The 18,587-nt window shown below is 64.6% G+C and carries 19 protein-coding genes; 11 read left to right on the forward strand and 8 right to left on the reverse strand.

Features of this window, described 5'->3' with window-relative positions; genetic code table 11:
• Positions 1 to 24 precede the first annotated feature (24 nt).
• Positions 25 to 765, forward strand: a complete 741-nt coding sequence (locus A3M7_RS0137990; RefSeq protein WP_027548547.1) for a TetR/AcrR family transcriptional regulator — start codon at positions 25 to 27, stop codon at positions 763 to 765.
• A gap of 22 nt (positions 766 to 787) precedes the next feature.
• Here the strand turns inward: A3M7_RS0137990 and A3M7_RS0137995 are convergent, their stop codons facing one another.
• Positions 788 to 1,411 carry a hypothetical protein gene (locus tag A3M7_RS0137995; RefSeq protein WP_084302878.1) on the reverse strand — a complete coding sequence of 208 codons (624 nt, stop codon included), beginning with the start codon at positions 1,409 to 1,411 and terminating at the stop codon, positions 788 to 790.
• 145 nt (positions 1,412 to 1,556) lie between these two features.
• Between A3M7_RS0137995 and A3M7_RS0138000 the strand changes: the two genes are divergently transcribed.
• The gene (locus tag A3M7_RS0138000; RefSeq protein WP_027548549.1) at positions 1,557 to 2,114 is read left to right on the forward strand and encodes an SET domain-containing protein; all 558 of its coding nucleotides are present in this window, start codon (positions 1,557 to 1,559) and stop codon (positions 2,112 to 2,114) included.
• Positions 2,115 to 2,265: 151 nt separating this feature from the next.
• Here A3M7_RS0138000 and A3M7_RS0138005 read toward each other — a convergent pair whose 3' ends face one another.
• Together A3M7_RS0138005 and A3M7_RS0138010 are read right to left on the reverse strand one after the other, a co-directional pair.
• On the reverse strand, positions 2,266 to 2,664 hold the full coding sequence (locus A3M7_RS0138005; protein WP_027548550.1) for a hypothetical protein: 399 nt from the start codon (positions 2,662 to 2,664) through the stop codon (positions 2,266 to 2,268).
• A gap of 51 nt (positions 2,665 to 2,715) precedes the next feature.
• The gene (locus tag A3M7_RS0138010) at positions 2,716 to 2,946 is read right to left on the reverse strand and encodes a hypothetical protein (RefSeq protein ID WP_027548551.1); all 231 of its coding nucleotides are present in this window, start codon (positions 2,944 to 2,946) and stop codon (positions 2,716 to 2,718) included.
• Positions 2,947 to 3,134: 188 nt separating this feature from the next.
• Here A3M7_RS0138010 and xylB point away from each other — a divergent pair, with 188 nt between their 5' ends.
• From xylB to fabI, 9 genes are all read left to right on the forward strand, one after another.
• Positions 3,135 to 4,580 carry a xylulokinase gene (xylB, locus tag A3M7_RS0138015; protein WP_027548552.1) on the forward strand — a complete coding sequence of 482 codons (1,446 nt, stop codon included), beginning with the start codon at positions 3,135 to 3,137 and terminating at the stop codon, positions 4,578 to 4,580.
• Positions 4,581 to 4,706: 126 nt separating this feature from the next.
• Entirely contained in the window at positions 4,707 to 6,230 is a 1,524-nt protein-coding gene (locus A3M7_RS0138020; protein WP_027548553.1) for a sugar ABC transporter ATP-binding protein, read from the forward strand.
• On the forward strand, positions 6,223 to 7,263 hold the full coding sequence (locus A3M7_RS0138025; RefSeq protein ID WP_027548554.1) for a ribose ABC transporter permease: 1,041 nt from the start codon (positions 6,223 to 6,225) through the stop codon (positions 7,261 to 7,263). Before A3M7_RS0138020 ends, A3M7_RS0138025 begins: the two co-directional genes overlap by 8 nt.
• Before the next feature lie 101 nt (positions 7,264 to 7,364).
• Positions 7,365 to 8,312: an ABC transporter substrate-binding protein gene (locus A3M7_RS0138030; RefSeq protein WP_027548555.1), complete on the forward strand. Its 948-nt coding sequence runs from the start codon at positions 7,365 to 7,367 to the stop codon at positions 8,310 to 8,312.
• A 346-nt stretch (positions 8,313 to 8,658) separates the two neighbouring features.
• Positions 8,659 to 9,750 (forward strand): AI-2E family transporter, encoded by a 1,092-nt coding sequence (locus A3M7_RS0138035; protein ID WP_027548556.1) that lies wholly within the window; start codon positions 8,659 to 8,661, stop codon positions 9,748 to 9,750.
• A 63-nt stretch (positions 9,751 to 9,813) separates the two neighbouring features.
• Positions 9,814 to 12,033 carry a DUF3141 domain-containing protein gene (locus tag A3M7_RS0138040; protein WP_027548557.1) on the forward strand — a complete coding sequence of 740 codons (2,220 nt, stop codon included), beginning with the start codon at positions 9,814 to 9,816 and terminating at the stop codon, positions 12,031 to 12,033.
• Between the two features lie 29 nt (positions 12,034 to 12,062).
• Positions 12,063 to 13,025, forward strand: coding sequence for a phosphate acetyltransferase (locus A3M7_RS0138045; RefSeq protein ID WP_027548558.1), 963 nt, complete (start codon positions 12,063 to 12,065; stop codon positions 13,023 to 13,025).
• A 5-nt stretch (positions 13,026 to 13,030) separates the two neighbouring features.
• A complete protein-coding gene (locus A3M7_RS0138050) occupies positions 13,031 to 14,245 on the forward strand; it encodes an acetate/propionate family kinase (RefSeq protein WP_027548559.1) in 1,215 nt (404 codons plus the stop codon).
• Entirely contained in the window at positions 14,242 to 15,030 is a 789-nt protein-coding gene (fabI, locus tag A3M7_RS0138055) for an enoyl-ACP reductase FabI (protein ID WP_027548560.1), read from the forward strand. The genes A3M7_RS0138050 and fabI overlap by 4 nt, the downstream gene beginning before the upstream one ends.
• Before the next feature lie 29 nt (positions 15,031 to 15,059).
• On the opposite strand, the gene A3M7_RS0138060 is transcribed toward fabI, so the two are convergent.
• The 5 genes from A3M7_RS0138060 to A3M7_RS0138080 all read right to left on the reverse strand — a co-directional run bounded on the left by A3M7_RS0138060 (position 15,060) and on the right by A3M7_RS0138080 (position 18,465).
• Positions 15,060 to 15,518 (reverse strand): MaoC family dehydratase, encoded by a 459-nt coding sequence (locus A3M7_RS0138060; RefSeq protein WP_027548561.1) that lies wholly within the window; start codon positions 15,516 to 15,518, stop codon positions 15,060 to 15,062.
• Between the two features lie 13 nt (positions 15,519 to 15,531).
• Positions 15,532 to 16,182, reverse strand: a complete 651-nt coding sequence (locus A3M7_RS0138065) for a 3-oxoacid CoA-transferase subunit B (RefSeq protein WP_027548562.1) — start codon at positions 16,180 to 16,182, stop codon at positions 15,532 to 15,534.
• A gap of 3 nt (positions 16,183 to 16,185) precedes the next feature.
• On the reverse strand, positions 16,186 to 16,839 hold the full coding sequence (locus A3M7_RS0138070; RefSeq protein ID WP_027548563.1) for a CoA transferase subunit A: 654 nt from the start codon (positions 16,837 to 16,839) through the stop codon (positions 16,186 to 16,188).
• A 112-nt stretch (positions 16,840 to 16,951) separates the two neighbouring features.
• Positions 16,952 to 17,542: a hypothetical protein gene (locus A3M7_RS50115; protein ID WP_027548564.1), complete on the reverse strand. Its 591-nt coding sequence runs from the start codon at positions 17,540 to 17,542 to the stop codon at positions 16,952 to 16,954.
• Positions 17,539 to 18,465, reverse strand: a complete 927-nt coding sequence (locus A3M7_RS0138080) for an alpha/beta fold hydrolase (protein ID WP_027548565.1) — start codon at positions 18,463 to 18,465, stop codon at positions 17,539 to 17,541. Before A3M7_RS0138080 ends, A3M7_RS50115 begins: the two co-directional genes overlap by 4 nt.
• Positions 18,466 to 18,587 lie beyond the last annotated feature (122 nt).

Genomic DNA, 18,587 nt, shown 5'->3' on the forward strand with positions numbered 1-18,587 from the left:
ATATTGCGTCATATAGGTTGGCTCATGGGCAAGAGCGATCCGAAGAGCGAAACCAGGTCCGAAGCGGCGCGCATCGTGCGCGCGCCGAGGAAGACATCGTCGGCAACGAGCGGGCGTCCTGCACGCCGTCCGGCCAATGCGAAGACGGAGACGCCGTATCATCACGGCGCGCTGCGCGAAGCGCTGCTCCAGGCCGCCGAACGGGTGCTGGAGCGCGATGGGCTTGCCGGCCTGACATTGCGCGCGGTGGCGCGCGAGGCGGGCGTTTCGCATGCCGCGCCGACCCATCATTTCGGCGATCTCACCGGCCTTCTCAGCGAGCTTGCGGCGGTCGGCTTCCGCCAGTTCAACGCGGCGATGGCGTCAGCCTGCGACACCGCCACCACGCCGCTCGCGCGGGCATTGGCGCGGCCGAAAGCCTATGTGGCCTATGCGCAGGCCCATCCCGGCATGTACGGCATCATGTTCCGCACCGAGCGGCTCGACTATTCCCGGCCCTCGCTGCACGAGGCGGCCGAGGCTTCCTTCGCCGGGCTTGCCAATGCCATCGGCGCGATGCGGCAGGAGCAGATCAGCGGCGACGCCCTGACGCTCGACCAGGGCGCCGCGATCGCGCGGGCCTGGTCAATGGTGCACGGCTTCACCACACTGCTGCTCGACGGGCGGCTCTCGGACATCCTCGAGCGGCTGCCCGAGGGCACGACGACCGAGCGGCTGCTCGAGGCGATGCTGACGGCGCCGATTACGGCGAAGCTGCCGGCATAGTGCCTTCGATCGGGCGCAGCACCTAGCGCATCGTCGCGAGTTCGACGGCGCGGCTGCGCGAGCCGATGATCTTCACCTCGTCCTTGTCGCAGGTGAAGCTGCGGGCAAAGTCATCCGCGGCTTTGCGCGCAAGTTCATTGGCGGTGGGGTTGGCGATCGCGTCGACATAGGCGACATGGCAGACCGGGCCCGGCGGCAGCCGCGTCACAACCAGCATGGCCTTGGTGTTCGGCCGTCCCTGCTTGTCGGGATCGCTACCGTCGGCGATGTGCCAGCGCTGGATGATCGCAAACGGTTTTGCGCCGGCGGCGCGCCATTCGACGGTGGTCTCGGATGAATTGAACGGCGCGAACCAGATCTTGGCCGCCGGTTCCTCGGCCGCTTCCCTGCGATTGCGCCCGACCGAGACGATCTCGCGAAGATCGTCCTCGGCGATCAGCACCATCAGGCCGTCTTTGCCGGGACAGATGCGCGTCGTGCTGCCGTCGAGCGCGCTGGGCTTTCCGACCTGGCGGCAGTCCTTGGGCGCCGTCGACGTGTAGGTGCTGCCCACGGATTGGGCGTTCGCGCCACCGAGGACGGCGCACATCAGCAACATGGCCAGGCACGTTGTGGTGATGCGGGTCGTCATGAGGCCTTGATGCATCGGGAACTCCGTACCATCAGACGTCTTGATTGTGGGCAAGGTTCAAACAGGCGCAGCGAAGACCTGACAGCGGCGCGGAATCGTTCTAGAAGAGCGGCTTCGCTTGGGCCCGTCCGGCCTCGTTCGCGTCCTCGTTCTCCAGATCATGCCAGCCACATCGTCGAACAAACCTTATCGCGTCGCCCGCTCCAAGACCGGGCTTGGCCTCTTCGCCACCAAACCGATCAAGAAGGGAACCCGGATCATCCGTTATTTCGGACCGATCCTGGACTCCCGGATTCCTGCGCACGACGAGATCGAGAACAAATATCTGTTCGAGCTCAACGGCCGCTGGACCATCGACGGCTCGGTGCGCAAGAACCTCGCGCGCTACATCAACCATTCCTGCCGGCCTAACGCCGAGTCCGACGTTCGCCCGCGCGAGCGCAAGGTCTTTATCCGCGCCATCCGGAACATCGAGCCGGGCGACGAGATCAACTACGACTACGGCACCGACTATTTCAAAGCATATCTGAAGCCGATCGGCTGCAAGTGCGAGTCTTGCGAGAAGAAGCGCAAGAAGCTGCGCGCCGAAGCGCGGGCCGAGCGCGCCAAGGTGAAGGCGCGCACGGAAGCCAAGGCCAAGAAGGCGGGCGCCAAGAGCGCCAAGAAGAAGCTCAACGGTCACGCCGTCGGCAAGGCGAACGGTCGCGCGCGGGCGTAGCCTACTCGTACACCTCTAGCTCCACTGTCCCCGCGAAGGCGGGCGCAATCGTCAAGTGTCATTCCGGGGCGATGCGCAGCATCGAACCCGGAATCTCGAGATTCCGGGTCTGGTGCTGACGCACCAGCCCGGAATGACGGTGAGTTGCGCCTCACGCCGCCACAACACGCCCACTCTTCCGCAATCCCACATATTGCAGCTCGGCGAACACGCCGGTGGCGATCGCCTGGGCCACGACCATGAGCTCGCCGGCGATGTTCGGCGAGACCGCGCCCGAGAGCAGCAACGCGATGCTGCCGACCGTCCAGGCCGCGTTGCCGATCACGACCAGCAGCACGAGCGGCTTCGCCACCGCGGCGCGCGCGGCAAGCCAGCCGACCAGCGCGGTGTAGGCGATCAGGAACAGGCCGGTCTCGCGCAGCAGCGCTTCGGGCAGGTTGAACAGCGTTGCGAAGGCGCCTGCGCCGAAAGTGAAGCCGAGGGCGGCCACGCCGCTGAAGATCGCGTCGGCGAGCAGGGCGCGGCGCAGGAAGGTGGATGCGTCAATCATCGGAGGTCTCCTTGCTGGGGTTGGGCTCGGGGTGAAATCTTGCGGTGGAAGTCAGCGGATTCCGCGCCACCAGGCGCGGAGCAGGCGGGCGATGCGGAACGGGCAGAGGCTCCTGCCGACGCCGTGCTCGAAGGCGAGCACCTGCGCGACCACGTAGTCGCCGGTCGAATGCACCAGCGGCTCGGGCATGTTGAGGCTGCGCGCCAGCATCCGGGTTGCGAGCGCCATGGCCCAGGGAAGAAGGTGGTCTGCGACGGTCCGGTAGAGCAGCAGCGCGATCATGGTCATCTCCTGTGCTCGGGAAGATGCGCCGCGGCGATGCCGAATTCGATTACCTCGTAGGTAAGCAGGGCGCCCGTGGATCGACGAATGGCAGGGCTTGCCTTGACGCGATCAGGCTTCTTGGCTTGATTGGGCCATCCGACCTCGCCACGCCGTCGGCCATCCGACGTCGACAATTGTATGCATCCATGTATCTCGGCATCGATCTCGGCACCTCGGCGGTCAAGACCGTTCTCGTCGACTCCGCGCAGCGCGTGATTGCGAGCGAAAGCCGGCCGTTGACCACCGCCTCGCCGCTATCAGGCCATTCCGAGCAGGATCCCGCGCAGTGGGTCGAGGCGACCTTTGCCACGCTGGATGCCTTGAAGGCGACGCATGCCAGCGCGTTGGCCGTGGTCGAAGGCATCGGACTATCCGGTCAGATGCATGGCGCCACGCTGCTCGATGCGAGTGCAAGGCCGTTGCGGCCTTGCATCCTCTGGAACGACGGACGGTCCGTCGCTGAGTGCCGCATCCTGGAGCAAGGCTGGCCCGCCTTGCGTGCGACGACGGGCAACAAGGCGATGCCCGGATTCACGGCGCCGAAGCTGCTCTGGATTGCGATGCACGAGCCCGAGGTTTTTGCAGCGACGAAACTCGTCCTGCTTCCGAAGGCTTATTTGCGCCTGGTCCTGACGGGCGAGGCCGTCGAGGATGTCTCGGACGCATCGGGCTCGCTGTGGCTCGACGCCGCGCGCAGGGATTGGTCGGATGCAGCGCTGGCCGCGACCGGCCTGTCGCGCGATCACATGCCACGTCTGGTCGAGGGCTGCGCGCCCGCGGCAACGTTGCGCAGCGAGCTCGCGCAACGCTGGGGCATGATCAGACGGCCGATTTTCGCGGGCGGTGCCGGTGACAATCCGGCGGGTGCCGTCGGCATTGGCGCGATCAGGGCGGGAACCGCATTCATTTCGCTGGGAACCTCGGGCGCCTTGCTGGTGCCGACGAGCAGGATGGCCGCCAACCCGGATCGCGGGGTGCATACGTTCTGCCATGCCATCCCAGCCATGTGGATTCAGGCCGGCGCGATCCTTTCCGCGGCCTCCTGTCTTGCCTGGATCTCGCGCTTGTTCGGCATTGCCGAGGCGGAATTGCTGGCACCGCTTGGGTCGCGCCCGCAGCTGCCCTCGCCGGTGAGCTTCTTGCCTTATCTGGCGGGCGAGCGGACCCCGCATGACGACCCCGTCGTGCGCGGCATGCTCGATGGCTTGAGCCACGGCACCGATCGCGAGGCGATCGTGCAGGCCGTGCTCGAGGGCGTCGCCTTTGCGCTCGCAGATTGCCGGGACGTGCTCGCGGATGCCGGCATCAGGATCGTGGAAGCCGATGCCATCGGAGGCGGTTCACGGTCCCGGTTCTGGCTGGCGGTGCTGGCAAGCGTTCTGAATGTTCCGATCCATCGCTTTGCCGAAGGTGAAACGGGAGCGGCGTTCGGTGCGGCGAGATTGGGGCGTCTTGCTGTCACGGGCGAGGCAATCGACACTGTCTGCACGCCGCCGCGGCGCATCGAGACATTCGAACCCGACCGCGTGCTGGTCGATGCCTATGCCGATCGGCTTCCCGCCTGGCGCGAACTGTATCGGCCACGCCAATAGCGCCGTTTCGATTTCGCTTTCCCGCCTGTTCGGTATTGCCCTGTGCCGCGGCGTTTTGTTTAATGCGCGAACCGCGCTGACAAAAAGAGACGCGGGTGGGAAACGCATTGTGCGTCGGGAGGCACGATGAACGATCCGATCCTCGAGATGCGCGGGGTCTCGAAAAGCTTCTTCGGTATCAAGGCGCTGCGTGCTGTCGATCTCACCGTCTATCCCGGCGAAATCCATGCCCTGATGGGCGAGAATGGCGCCGGCAAATCGACGCTGATGAAGATATTGTCCGGCGCCTACTGGCCCGATCCGGGCGGAGAGATCCGCATCGAGGGCAAGCCGGTGCGGATCGAAGGCCCGCTCGGCGGCCGCGCCGCGGGCATCTCCATCATCTATCAGGAGCTGTCTTTGGCTCCCAATCTCAGTGTCGCGGAGAATATTTATCTCGGCCGCGAGATCTCGCGCTCGGGCTTGCTGGCGCGTGGCGCCATGCGCCAGGGCGTTGGCCCCATCCTGGAACGGCTGGGCGCGGACTTCCAGCCATCGACATTGGTGGCGCATCTGTCGATGGGCCAGCGCCAGCTCGTCGAGATCGCGCGTGCGCTGCACGCGAGGTCGAAGATCCTGATCATGGACGAACCGACCACCGCACTGTCGGCCGGCGAGAGCGAGCGGCTGTTCATGCTGATCCGTCAGCTTCGCGCCGAGGGGCTTGCCATCATCTACATCTCGCACCGCATGGACGAAGTCTATGCGCTCGGCGACCGCGTCACCGTCCTGCGCGATGGCCGTCTGGTCGGCTCGCTCGACAAGCCGGAGATCCGCGCCGATACCATCGTGCGGCTGATGGTGGGGCGCGACGTCTCCTCTTTCTACAAGAAGGACCATGACCCGGAGGCGGGGCGGGGGCACCCCGTGCTCAGTGCGATCGACATGTCCGACGGCCTGCGCGTCAAGGGCTGCTCGCTCACCGTGCATGCGGGCGAGGTGGTCGGGCTTGCCGGCCTGATCGGTGCCGGCCGCACGGAGCTTGCGCATCTCATCATCGGCGCGGCGGCAAAAACGTCGGGCCGTCTCGAACTCGAAGGCCAGCCGATCGATATCCGCACGCCCGGCGAGGCCCTCGAGGCCGGCATTGCCTATCTGACGGAGGACAGGAAGGCGCTCGGCCTGTTTCTCGACATGTCATGCCTGGACAACATCAATCTCGCGGTGCTCGGGCGCGATGCGAAGCTTGGCTGGTTCCTGGATGGAGACAAGGCGCGCGAGCGTGCCGACAGGGCCTTCGCGGGGCTCAGCATCCGCGCCGCCAATGCCGGCGTGCCGGCCGGGGGCCTGTCCGGCGGCAACCAGCAGAAGGTGCTCTTGTCGCGGCTTCTCGCCATCGCGCCAAAGATCCTGATCCTCGACGAGCCGACGCGCGGCGTCGATGTCGGCGCCAAGTCGGAGATCTATTCGATCATCGACAATCTCGCCAAGGCCGGCACCGCGATCCTGGTCATCTCGTCCGATCTGCCTGAGATCATCGGCATCTGCGACCGCGTCATCGTGATGCGATCGGGACACATCGCGGGCGAGGTCAACCGAACCGAGACGGCGCCGCTCAATCAGGAGGATATCATGGCACTTGCCACGGGGATGGAGCATCTCGATGCCTGATAACGGATCGACGCAGGCGAAGGCCGCCACGGCAAACGGCCTCGCCGCCGCCCAGGAGACCAGGCGCCAGCGCATCAGGCTGCTGATCCGCGCGGCCGGCATGCTGCCGGTGCTGCTGCTGCTGTGCGCCGGCTTTCACTATCTGTCGGATGGCCGTTTCTTCACCGGGCAGAATCTCGGCATCGTCTTGCAGCAGGCCGCCGTCAACACCGTGCTTGCCGCGGGCATGACCTTCGTCATCCTGACCGGCGGCATCGATCTCTCGGTCGGCTCGATCCTGGCGGCGTCCGCGATGGCCGGCCTGACGATGTCGAAACTGCCGGAGCTCGGAGCGCTGTGGCTGCCGGCCGCTGTTCTCACCGGTCTCGGCTTCGGTGTCGTCAATGGCGCGCTGATCGCGCTCTTGCGCCTGCCGCCGTTCATCGTCACGCTGGGCTCGCTCACCGCCGTGCGCGGTCTGGCGCGGCTGCTCGGCGCCGACACCACGGTGTTCAATCCTTCCATTCCCTACGCCTTCATCGGCAACGGCTCGCTGACGCTCGTTCCCGGCGTCGCTTCGATCCCGTGGCTCTCGGTGATCGCGCTGCTCGTCATCCTCGCCTCGTGGCTGGTGCTGCGCCGGACCGTGCTCGGTGTGCACATCTACGCCGTGGGCGGCAACGAGAGCGCGGCGCGGCTTGCCGGCATCAAGGTCTGGGCCGTGCTGATCTTCGTCTACGGCGTGTCCGGGCTGCTGGCCGGGCTCGGCGGCGCGATGCAGGCGGCGCGGCTTTATGCGGCCAACGGTCTTCAACTCGGCCAGTCCTATGAACTCGACGCCATCACCGCGGTGATCCTCGGCGGCACCTCCTTCGTCGGCGGTATCGGCTCGATCTGGGGCACGCTGGTCGGCGCGCTGATCATCGCGGTCCTGTCGAACGGCCTTATCCTCACCGGCGTCTCTGACATTTGGCAATATGTGATCAAGGGCCTGGTGATCATCGGCGCCGTGGCGCTGGACCGCTACCGGCTGCAAGGCTCCGCAAGAACTTGAAAGGCCCGGCGCGCACCTGAGCGCGGGCAGTTCGATCTGAGATTCCGGTACGGCAACTGGTCAACCGTGCCGGAGATGAAGACAGACCAGGGAGGAAGCCAATGTTGAAGACGATCACGCTCGCCGGCGCCGCGACGGCGCTTGCCCTAAGCACCGCGCCGTCCTTCGCCAAGGAGCTCAAGTCGATCGGTGTCTCGCTCGGCTCGCTGGGCAACCCGTTCTTCGTCGCACTGTCGAAGGGCGCCGAGTTCGAGGCCAAGAAGGCCAATCCCAATGTGAAGGTCACCACGGTTGGGTTCGAATACGACCTCGGCAAGCAGGTCACCCAGATCGACAATTTCATCGCCGCCGGCGTCGACCTGATCCTGTTGAACCCCGGCGACCCCAAGGCGATCGGGCCAGCGATCAAGAAGGCGCAGGCGGCGGGTATCGTCGTCGTCGCGGTCGACACCGCGGCCGAAGGCGCCGATGCCACCGTGACCACGAACAACGTCCAGGCGGGTGAGATTTCCTGCCAGTACATCGTGGACAAGCTGGGCGGCAAGGGGGACGTCGTCATCGAGAACGGGCCGCAGGTCTCCGCCGTGATCGACCGCGTCGTCGGCTGCAAGAACGTCCTCTCGAAGAATCCCGGCATCAAGGTGTTGTCCAGCGACCAGGACGGCAAGGGCTCGCGCGAAGGCGGCCTCACCGTCGCGCAAGGCTATCTGACCCGCTTCCCGAAGATCGACGCGATCTTCGCCATCAACGATCCGCAGGCGATCGGCACCGACCTCGCGGCGCGTCAGCAAAATCGCACCGGCATCGTCATCACCGCGGTGGACGGTGCGCCCGACATCGAGGCCGCGCTGAAGGATCCCGCATCGCCGCAGATCCAGGCTTCCGCGTCACAGGACCCGTTCTTCATGGCGCGGCGCGCCGTGCAGGTCGGTGTCGGCATTCTCAGTGGCCAGAAGCCGGCCTCGACCGTCGAGCTCCTGCCGTCGAAGCTTGTGACCCGGGACAATGTCGCCGAGTACAAGGGGTGGACGTCGGATCGGTCGCAGTAGCCGTTCTGCATCTTTCGCGGGGATATCGGTCGGTGGCGCTCGGACGGTGCATGGCTGCGCGTCCGAGGCCACCGTGGTCGCGCAAGACAACCCCCCTGCCGGGAAGGCCCGGCAGGGATTTTCCGCACTTGGCGTCGAGCTTCAATGATGCAGGCCGAACTGTCAGGCCGACGCGCTGTGGCTGGCGACCTCGGACATCGCGGCCTCCCGTGCAGGCAGGTTGGGCTCTGATCATGCCCGACGTCAGCCGATAAGGTCGCCGTATCCGCTCGGGTGCTTGATCCAGATCAAGATCGCAACGTCAACGCGCCGGCTAGCTCCCTTTAGACCAGATCTGGACGCGGCCTTGAAGACACTTCGCCAGCTTCTCACCGGAGAGGACGTGATCCAGCTCGTGATCCGACTCGGATTGCTGGCTCTGTTGATTGTCTGGACCTTCTATCTGATCCGCCCGTTTGTGACGATTCTGGTCTGGGCCCTCGTGCTTGCTGTCGCGCTCAATCCGGCTTTCGTCCTCCTCGCCAAAATTCTCGGCGGCCGGACGAAGCTTGCCGCGGTGCTTCTCACGGCCGTTAACCTCGCCATTGTCATTGGGCCGGCGGCGTGGCTCGGCTTGGGTGCGGTGGACGGGATCAAGGACTTTGCCGACGAGCTGGCCGCAGGCGATCTGGCGATTCCTTCGCCGCCCGCCGCGATCAAGACCTGGCCGCTGATCGGCGCACCGCTTTACGAGTTCTGGGATCAGGCCTCGACCAATCTCCGCGCGGTCCTGCAACGGATTGCGCCGTATCTGAAGCCGTTCGCCGGTACGCTCCTTGGCATCGCGGGCGATGCCGGCGTGGGCACCATCAAATTCCTGCTGTCGGTCGTCGTCGCCGGCTGCCTGTTTCCCTATGGACCGCAGCTCGTGACGGCGGGCAGGAGCTTCCTGTCGCGGATCGTGCCCGAGCAGAGCGAGCACTTCCTGGACCTCGCAGGCGCGACCATCCGCGCGGTAGCCCAAGGTGTGATCGGCATCGCCGTCATTCAGGCGCTGCTGGCCGGTATCGGCTTCAAGTTGGCGGGCATTCCGATCGCCGGCTTGCTCGCGCTCCTGGTGTTGTTGCTCTCCATCGTGCAGATCGGCGGAGCCATCATCATGCTCCCCGTGATGATCTGGATCTGGACCGACAAGGACGTCACTACCGCATTGATGCTGACGTTGTTCCTCGGAATCGTCAGCATTCTCGACAATATACTGAAACCGCTGGTGATGGGACGCGGCCTGACGACCCCGACGCTCGTCATCCTGATCGGCGTGATCGGCGGCACGATCGGCCACGGAATCCTCGGCCTTTTCATCGGACCCATCATCTTGTCGGTGGCCTGGGAGCTCGCCGTGGCCTGGATCAGGACCGATCGCGCCGGCGCGGCGCCGCAAGCGACCATCGACCGTTGACCTAAATCAATGTCGGACGCCTCGGAGCGCCTTGGATGAAGTCGCGCGACGACGAGGCGGAGTATGTCGATGGAAAAGCCAAACCTGCCAGGCGGCCCCTTGTCCGGACTTGTCGCTTCGGCCGTGGAATACATGGTCGACGCGAGCCAGCGGAGTGTGCTGTTCCTGGACATCATGCGTCAGCGCGGCGATCAATACCGGGAGCACGTCGCACAGACGGCGCCGCATGTCCTGCAGTATGCCGCCGAACTGATTATGGATGGCCGTCAGCTGGACGAGCCGGTCAACTATGCGCTGGTCCGTATCATCCCGCCGAAGGACGTGGAGATTGATCTCAAGCGACGGCCGTTTGTCGTGATCGATCCGCGCGCGGGCCATGGCCCCGGCATCGGCGGTTTCAAGGCCGATAGCGAGATCGGCGTCGCGATGAAGGCCGGGCATCCCTGTTACTTCATCGGCTTCCTGCCGGAGCCGATGCCCGGTCAGACTATCGAACGCATCGCGCGTGCCGAAGCCATTTTCATCGAAAAGGTCATCAGCCGTCATCCAGACGCCGACGGAAAGCCTTGCGTGATCGGCAATTGCCAGGCCGGCTGGGCCGTCATGATCCTGGCGTCACTGCGGCCGGAACTGTTCGGGCCGCTGATCATCGCGGGTGCGCCGCTCGCCTATTGGGCCGGCGTGCACGGCAAGTATCCGATGCGTTATTCCGGCGGCCTTTTGGGTGGAAGTTGGCTCACCGCGCTGACCAGCGATCTCGGCGCCGGAAAGTTCGACGGCGCCTGGCTGGTGCAGAACTTCGAGAACCAGAATCCATCGAACACCCTGTGGACCAAGCAGTACAACGTCTATTCCAAGGTCGATACCGAGGCGAACCGCTATCTCGAATTCGAGCGATGGTGGGGCGGCCATGTCAACCTGAATGCCGAGGAAATCCAGTTCATCGTCGATGAGCTCTTCATCGGCAACAATCTCGCTGCCGGCAAGATCGAGATGTCCGACGGCCAGAAGGTGGACCTGCGCAACATCAGGTCGCCGATCGTGGTGTTCTGCTCCGAGGGCGACAACGTCACGCCGCCGCAACAGGCGCTGGACTGGATCCTCGATTGCTACGCCGACGTCGACGAGATCAGGGCCTATGGGCAGACGATCGTCTACACCGTTCACAAGAGCATTGGGCATCTCGGTATCTTCGTGTCCGGCGGCGTCGCCAAGAAAGAACACGCGGAGTTCTCGAGCAATATCGATCTGATCGACGTGCTGCCGCCCGGTCTCTATGAAGCCACGTTCGAAGCCAAGGGCGAGGAGACAACGAGCTCCGACCTCGTGGTCGGCCAGTGGGTGATGCGGTGCGAGGCGCGGACGCTCGACGACATTCGCGCCATGGGCGGCAATTCACCCGAGGACGAGCGGCGCTTCGCTGCCGCCAAACGCGTCTCGGAGCTCAACCTCGCCGCCTACCAGAAGTTCGTCCAGCCCTGGATCAAGAAGCTGGTCACACCGCAGATGGCAGAGACGATGCGCCACCTGCACCCGCTGCGACTTCAGTATGAGGCGCTCAGCAGCCAAAATCCGTGGATGACGGCCGTGAAGTCGGCCGCTGACGCGATCGAGGACAACCGCAAGCCGGTCGCCAAGGACAATCCGTTCCTTGCATTTCAGGAGCAGGTGTCCAAGCAGATCGTTCACGCACTCGACAGCTGGCGTGACGCACAGGAGGCATTGAGCGAAACGATCTTTCTCAACCTCTACGGCTCGCCGGCGGTGCAGGCCGCGCTCGGGATCGATTCGAAATCCGAGCCGTCGCGCCGGCGCGACATGTCAGCCGAGCATCGCGCTATGCTGGACAAGCGGGTTGCGCAGCTGAAATCCGGGATTGGCGAGGGCGGCCTGCGCGAGGCGGCCATTCGAAGCCTGCTTTACATCGGGTCGGCGCGGGGAATGGTCGACGAGCGCAGCATCGAGGCGCTGCGCCAGATCCGTCGCGACTACAGTGGACAGCGAATGACGCTTCCGGAGTTCAAGATGCTGGTCCGCGAGCAGTTCTTCATGCTGCTGATCGATCGGGAAGCTGCTCTGGCAGCCGTTCAAAAGCTGTTGCCCGAGGATGTCAACCAGCGGCGTGCGGCCTTCGCGGCGATACGCGAGGTGCTCTCCGCAAGCGGCGAGATCACGGGCGAACGCGCAAGTCGTCTCCGGCGCGTCGCGGCGTTGTTCGGCGTCGATACAAGTGAAGGAGAATCGAACGTCGCCCCTTTCGATCCAAAGGCGAAGGCGTCGTAAGGTTGTCCGCAAGGATTGGGAGCGACATCATGTCAGCCGAAGCAAGGCAAACGCAGTCTCCCAGCAAGTATGACCGGTTGATTGCGGCGGCAAAGGCGGCGCCGCCGGTTCCGACAATCGTGGTGCATCCCTGCGACGAAACCTCGCTGCGCGGCGCCGTCGAGAGTGCTGGGGCCGGGATCATCCGGCCGATTCTGGTCGGGCCCGCGAGCAGAATCGGCGATATCGCGCGCAGCGGCGGCCTCGACATCTCCGGCTTCGAGATCGTCAACGCCGCGCATAGCGAGGAGGCCGCCGCCAAAGGTGTCGAGCTGATCCACGCAGCCAAGGGCGAAATGCTCATGAAGGGTAGCCTTCACACCGATGAGTTGATGCGCGCGGTGACCGCGAAGGTGGGCGGTCTGCGCACCGACCGGCGCATCAGCCATGTGTTCGTGATGGACGTGCCGGTCTATGCCGAAACCCTGTTGGTGACGGATGCCGCGATCAACATCTTTCCCGATCTCGATGCCAAGCGCGACATCATCCAGAACGCCATCGATCTCTACAATGAGGCCGGATTCGGCAAGACGCCGCGGGTGGCAATCCTTTCGGCGGTGGAAACCGTGACGTCCAAGATTCCCTCGACGATCGAGGCGGCTGCGCTCTGCAAGATGGCTGATCGCGGGCAGATCACCGGCGGCGTGCTCGACGGCCCGCTCGCGTTCGACAATGCCATCGATCCCGAGGCCGCGCGCATCAAGGGCATCAAGTCCGAGGTCGCCGGCCGGGCTCAGATCCTCGTCGTTCCCGACCTCGAATCGGGCAACATGCTGGCGAAAAACCTGGCCTACTTTGCCAAGGCCGACGGCGCCGGCATCGTGCTCGGCGCCCGGGTGCCCGTCGTGCTGACGTCACGGGCGGACTCGCCGCGGGCGCGCATGGCATCCTGCGCGGTGGCGTCGCTCTATGCCAATGCCCGGCGTCAACACGCCCCGACAGTTGCCGCGTGACCATCATGGATACGATTCTCGTCGTCAATGCGGGCTCCTCGAGCGTCAAGTTCCAGGTCTTTTCGATCGAGGGAGAGGGGAGGCTGCGGCGGCAGCTCAAGGGCCAGATGGACGGCATTGGCAGCCGTCCGCGATTGCGGGCGAGCGGCGCGAATGGCGATACGCTCGCCGACCGCGCCTACCCGATCGAGGCGGTCGCGGACGTTCCGGCCGCGATGGCGATCGCGGGGAGCTGGTTGCGTGACGAGCTTCGCATCGACCCGATCGCGGTTGGGCACCGCGTCGTGCATGGCGGTCCGGACTATGATCGGCCGGTGCGGATCGATCATGGCGTCGTCGCCCGGCTGGAACGGTTCGTCAGCCTTGCACCGCTGCATCAACCGCATAATCTTGCGCCGATCCGCTCGATCCTTGCCGGCTTCCCGACGCTGCCGCAGGTGGCATGCTTCGATACCGCCTTTCATCGCACGCACAGTGCGGTCGCCGACCATTACGCAATCCCGCATCAGCTTCACGCCGAGGGCGTGCGGCGCTATGGCTTTCACGGGTTGTCCTACGAATACATTGCGAAGGCCCTGCCGCACATCGCGCCGGACGTTGCGAAACGCCGGGTCATCGTTGCCCATCTCGGCAGCGGAGCCTCGATGTGCGCGTTGAAGGCAGGACAGAGCGTCGAAAGCACCATGGGCTTCACGGCGCTGGACGGATTGCCGATGGGAACGCGCCCGGGCCAGCTCGATCCCGGTGTGGTGCTCTATCTCATTTCCGAAAAGGGCATGTCGGCGTCGAACGTGCAGAACTTCCTCTATCGCGATTGCGGACTGAAGGGGCTCTCGGGCGTCAGCAACGACATGCGTGAGCTCGAGGCCAGCGCAGACGCCCGGGCGAAGCTGGCGATCGACTATTTCGTGTACCGGATCGGCCTCAATGCCGGCATGCTCGCGGCCGCCTTGCAGGGCCTCGACGCCTTCGTCTTCACGGCCGGCATCGGCGAGAACTCCGCGACCATCCGCGCGCGCGTGGTCGGGCAGCTCGGATGGCTCGGTGTCAGCCTCGACCCGGCCGAGAATTCCCGCAATTCGCAGCTGATATCGCGTTCCGAGAGTCTGATCCCCGTCTACGTCGTGCCGACCGACGAGGAACTGATGATCGCCCAGCACACGCTGGCGCTGCTGGTCAACACACCATCGACCAACCCCAGACAGGAGAGGGTGTCATGATTCCGGTATTTCCCGATACCAAGGTTGCCCTGAAGGGGAAAAAGGGCCTGGTCGTCGGCATCGCCAACGACCAGTCCATCGCCTGGGGATGCGCAAGAGCGTTTCGCGCGCTCGGCGCCGAGCTCGCGGTCACCTACCTGAACGACCGTGCAAAGAAGCACGTCGAGCCGCTGGCGCAGGCGCTGGAGGCGCCGATCTTCATGCCGCTCGACGTCATGGTGGAGGGGCAAACCGAAACGGTGTTCGAGCGGATCGCGAAGGAATGGGGGCAGCTCGATTTTCTGCTGCACTCGATCGCCTTCTCGCCGAAAGAGGCGCTGCACGGACGCGTCGTGGACGTCGGCCGCGACGGCTTCCTGAAGACGATGGACGTCTCCTGCTGGTCTTTCCTTCGCATGGCGCATCTCGCCGAGCCGCTGATGAAGAACGGCGGGACGATGTTCACCATGACGTACTATGGCAGCCAGATGGTCGTGGAGAACTACAACATCATGGGCGTGGCAAAAGCAGCGCTTGAAGCGGCCGTCCGCTACGCTGCCGCTGAACTAGGCCCTAAAGGTATCCGCGTGCATGCGATCTCGCCGGGACCGCTCGCCACCCGCGCGGCATCGGGCATCCCGGAGTTCGACGAGCTGATGGACAAGGCACAATCGAAGGCGCCGGCGCGCAGCCTCGTCAGCATCGACGATGTCGGCAACGCCACGGCGTTTCTGGCGCTCGACGGAGCCAAGCTGATCACCGGCGGCGTTCTCTATATCGACGGTGGCTATCACATCATCGACTGAACGAGACCGGCGCGCGTCTTCCGCGCCGCTCAGCGATAGTGGAGCGCGATCAACTCGGCGACGCAGGCCGGCTTCTTGCCACCTTCGATCTCGATCACGAGATGGTAGTTCACGCGCAGGCCGTCGGGCGGCACGTCCTCCGCCTCGGCGACGGTGACACGGCCGCGCAGCTTGGAGCCCGCCGGCACGGGCGCCAGGTATCGTATCCTGTCCGCGCCGTAGTTCAGGGTGTTGCGCAGGCCCTTGAGACCCATCACCGATCGAATGAAGAGCGGTGCAAGTGCAAGCGACAACAGGCCGTGGGCGATGGTGGTGCCGCCGGGCGATTCCTTCCTGGCGCGCTCCTGATCGACATGGATCCACTGCTGGTCGCAGGTCGCCTCGGCAAACTGGTTGATGCGATCCTGCGTCACCTCGACCCAGTCGCTGACGCCGATCTCGGTGCCCACGGCGGATTTGATTTCGCTGAAGTCGCTGAATGTCCGCATGTCGGTCACCTGCTCAGATCTTCATTTCCGGGACGTTGTCGGGAACGATGAGTTCGGCGTCCGTCACCGCCATGACCTCGCCGACACTGATGCCGGGCGCGGTCTCCAGCAGGGTGGCCCTGCCGTCGGGAAATGCGATCACCGCCATGTCGGTCACGACCAGATGCACCGGTCGCGCCGATGTCAGGGGCAGAGAGCATTTGGCGACGATCTTGGATTTTCCCTTCGCCGCGTGCTGCATAGCGACGATGACCCGCCTGGCGCCGCTGACGAGATCCATGGCCCCGCCCATGCCCGGCACCATCTTGCCGGGGATCATCCAGTTGGCGAGATGGCCCTGCGCATCGACTTGCAGGCCGCCAAGGACGGTGACGTCGACATGGCCGCCGCGGATTAACCCGAACGACATCGCACTGTCGAACGTGCTGGCACCCGGCAGCGCGCTGATCGGGCGTCCACCCGCGTCCGTCAGCAGCGGATGGCTCAACCCCTGCTCGGGGATTGGTCCGGTGCCGATCAAACCGTTTTCCGACTGAAAGAATACCTTGAGGTCAGACGAAACGTAATTGGCGACCAGCGTCGGGATGCCGATCCCAAGATTCACGAGGTCGCCGGAATGAAGTTCCTGCGCGACGCGCCGGGCGATGATCTCCTGTGCGTCCATGTATCACCCGTTCGGGTTCGTAATGAGATAGTCGACGAGCGGCGCCGGTGTCAGCACGTGGTCTGGCGCGATGACGCCGACGGGCACGATGTGCTCCGCTGTCACGATCACGGTGTCGGCCGCCATCGCCATGACCGGATTGAAGTTGCGTGCCGTGAGCGCGTAGGAGAGGTTGCCGAGATAGTCGGCAAGAAAGGCGTGGACCAGCGCGAACTCCGCCCGCAGTGCGGTCTCGAGCAGGAATGGCCGGCCGTCGATCTCGATCTGGCGCTTGCCTTCGGCGACCAGGGTGCCCACACCTGTCGGTGTGAGCACGCCGCCGAGACCGCACCCGCCTGCGCGAATGCGCTCGGCGAAGGTGCCCTGCGGAATGAGATCGACGGCGATCAGGTTGGCCAGCATTTGCTGCTGGGCCTTCGGATTGAGGCCGATATGGGTCGCGGTGAGGCGCGAGACGAGGGCCGCATCGAACAACTTGCCGACACCTTTTCCGGGCGTCGCCGCGTCGTTGCTGATGACCGAGAGACCGGTCTTGTTTTGTCGTACGACTTCGTCGAGCAGGCGCTCCGGCGTTCCGACGCCCATGAAACCGCCGACCATGATGCTCGCACCGGACGGGATCATCGCAACGGCTTCTTCGACGGAAACGGCCCTCATGATGGGAACTCCAGTCAGCAGAGGCGATCAAAGAAAGGCGACGATGAGACGATGTTGGCGAGCGGTCGGCGCACTCCTTTGATCTGCGTCAAGGCTTGTCATCAATCCCACGTCACGTGGTGACGCCGGCGCTCTCAAGGGCTTCCACCCATAGTCTTCGGACTTCCGCGTGGCGCTGCTCAAGCGCCGCGTTGACGGTGTCGCGAAACGGCACGAGGCTCTCGCCTTTCAGGAAGAGAATTTGCGCCTGCAAGAGCCGGCCGCTCTCGAATTCAATGCGGCGCAATGCGAACACGAAGGGATCGTTGGCATTCGCGCCTAGCGGCAGCAGGGCCGCCGGGCGGATTCCGGCATGAACGGCGTGAGCCAGCGTCGCAAGATCGATCGGCAGGGCCAAGGGTAGATTGGTTATCCCCTCGATCGGCTTGGGAAACCAGGCCGTTTCCCAGGAGGCCGCCATGTAGCCCAAGGCCATGTCGGGCACCCAGGAGGCCGTGCGCTGCAAGAGCGAGACGATCTCGGACTCCCGATAGAATTGCGCGTTCAACTCGGTCTGCCAGGCAGCCTCGATACGCATGGGCAAGGCCATTGCGAACTGCCGCGCCAAGGCGCCGTGCGCCGAGATCAGGAACGCAGCTACGCGTGTCTGCTGGTGCGGCGGCACGCGGCCTTCGGAATCGAGCGGTCCGAGAAATCTGCTCATGGCGGCGCTACCCGAACGGGGATGGCCCGCAAATGATCATAGCCGGCGGGAAATGGCGTGAGCTCGCCGCCGGCTTCCTCCGGCGCGATCCAGACGGCCTTGTTGCCCTGCCAGCGTCCGGCCAGCACGTCGTCCGCAAAGCGTGCGAGCAGTTCGGCGGTGAGCGCGCCCTTCTCGAGCGTGAAGGCATGATAGGCTCTTGGAATGATCACCAGCGAGCTGTTGGGGATTTCGACGCGCAGCGTTTCGTGCAGATGACGCGGAGTCAGGAAGTCGAACTCGCCGTTGAGGATCATCGTCGGCACGGAGATCGCGGACAGGCGCGGGGTGAGGGGCTGGAAATCGAGGAACGATTCCATCAAGTTCTGAAGCGCGTACAGGTCGTTGACCAGCCAGCCCTGGCGCTTGACGCTGTCGAGCTTGTCGAGCAGCGGCTTTAGCCATTGGTCAGACAGGTTCATTGGCAACAGCAGATCCTGGAGGTAGCCGGTGCCGCCGAGGATCAGCCCGGTCCGCAACGCATTGCCGAGCAGAAGGAGCTGCGGCGTCAGCTCGGCGAAGCAGCTCATTGGCACGAGGCCGGAGATGCGATCGCCATCTTCGATGGCATAGCGCAGTGCGATCAGCCCGCCAAAGCTGATGCCGCTGAGGAAAATGGGACCGTCGCCGAGCTCGGCGATCAACAGGTGGAGCGCGGTTACCTGGTCGTCCTGGCTGATGAAAAGGGCCGGCTTGTCGGAGGCGCCCTGGCCGAGCAGATCGAATGTCGCGACGCGGAAGCGGCGCGCCACCAAGGCCTCACGATAGGCATTCCAAAGCTCGGCATATTGCGTGAGCCCGTTGACCAGCACATAGACCGGCGCACCAGCGGGCCCGTCGAGCTCATAGCGTATCCGATATGAGCCGTGGCTGAGGAAAGGCATCGCGCAAAACTACCGGCGTTCTGATGCCTGCGATCCTCAACCTCGGCGATCGGATTCCATTGAGTTAGATCAATGCTCCCGGTGTCCTCCTTTCTAGCGTTTCTGAAAACTGCGCAGGGAGG

The sequence above is a fragment of the Bradyrhizobium sp. WSM2254 genome (genome assembly GCF_000472645.1).
GTDB lineage: Bacteria > Pseudomonadota > Alphaproteobacteria > Rhizobiales > Xanthobacteraceae > Bradyrhizobium > Bradyrhizobium niftali.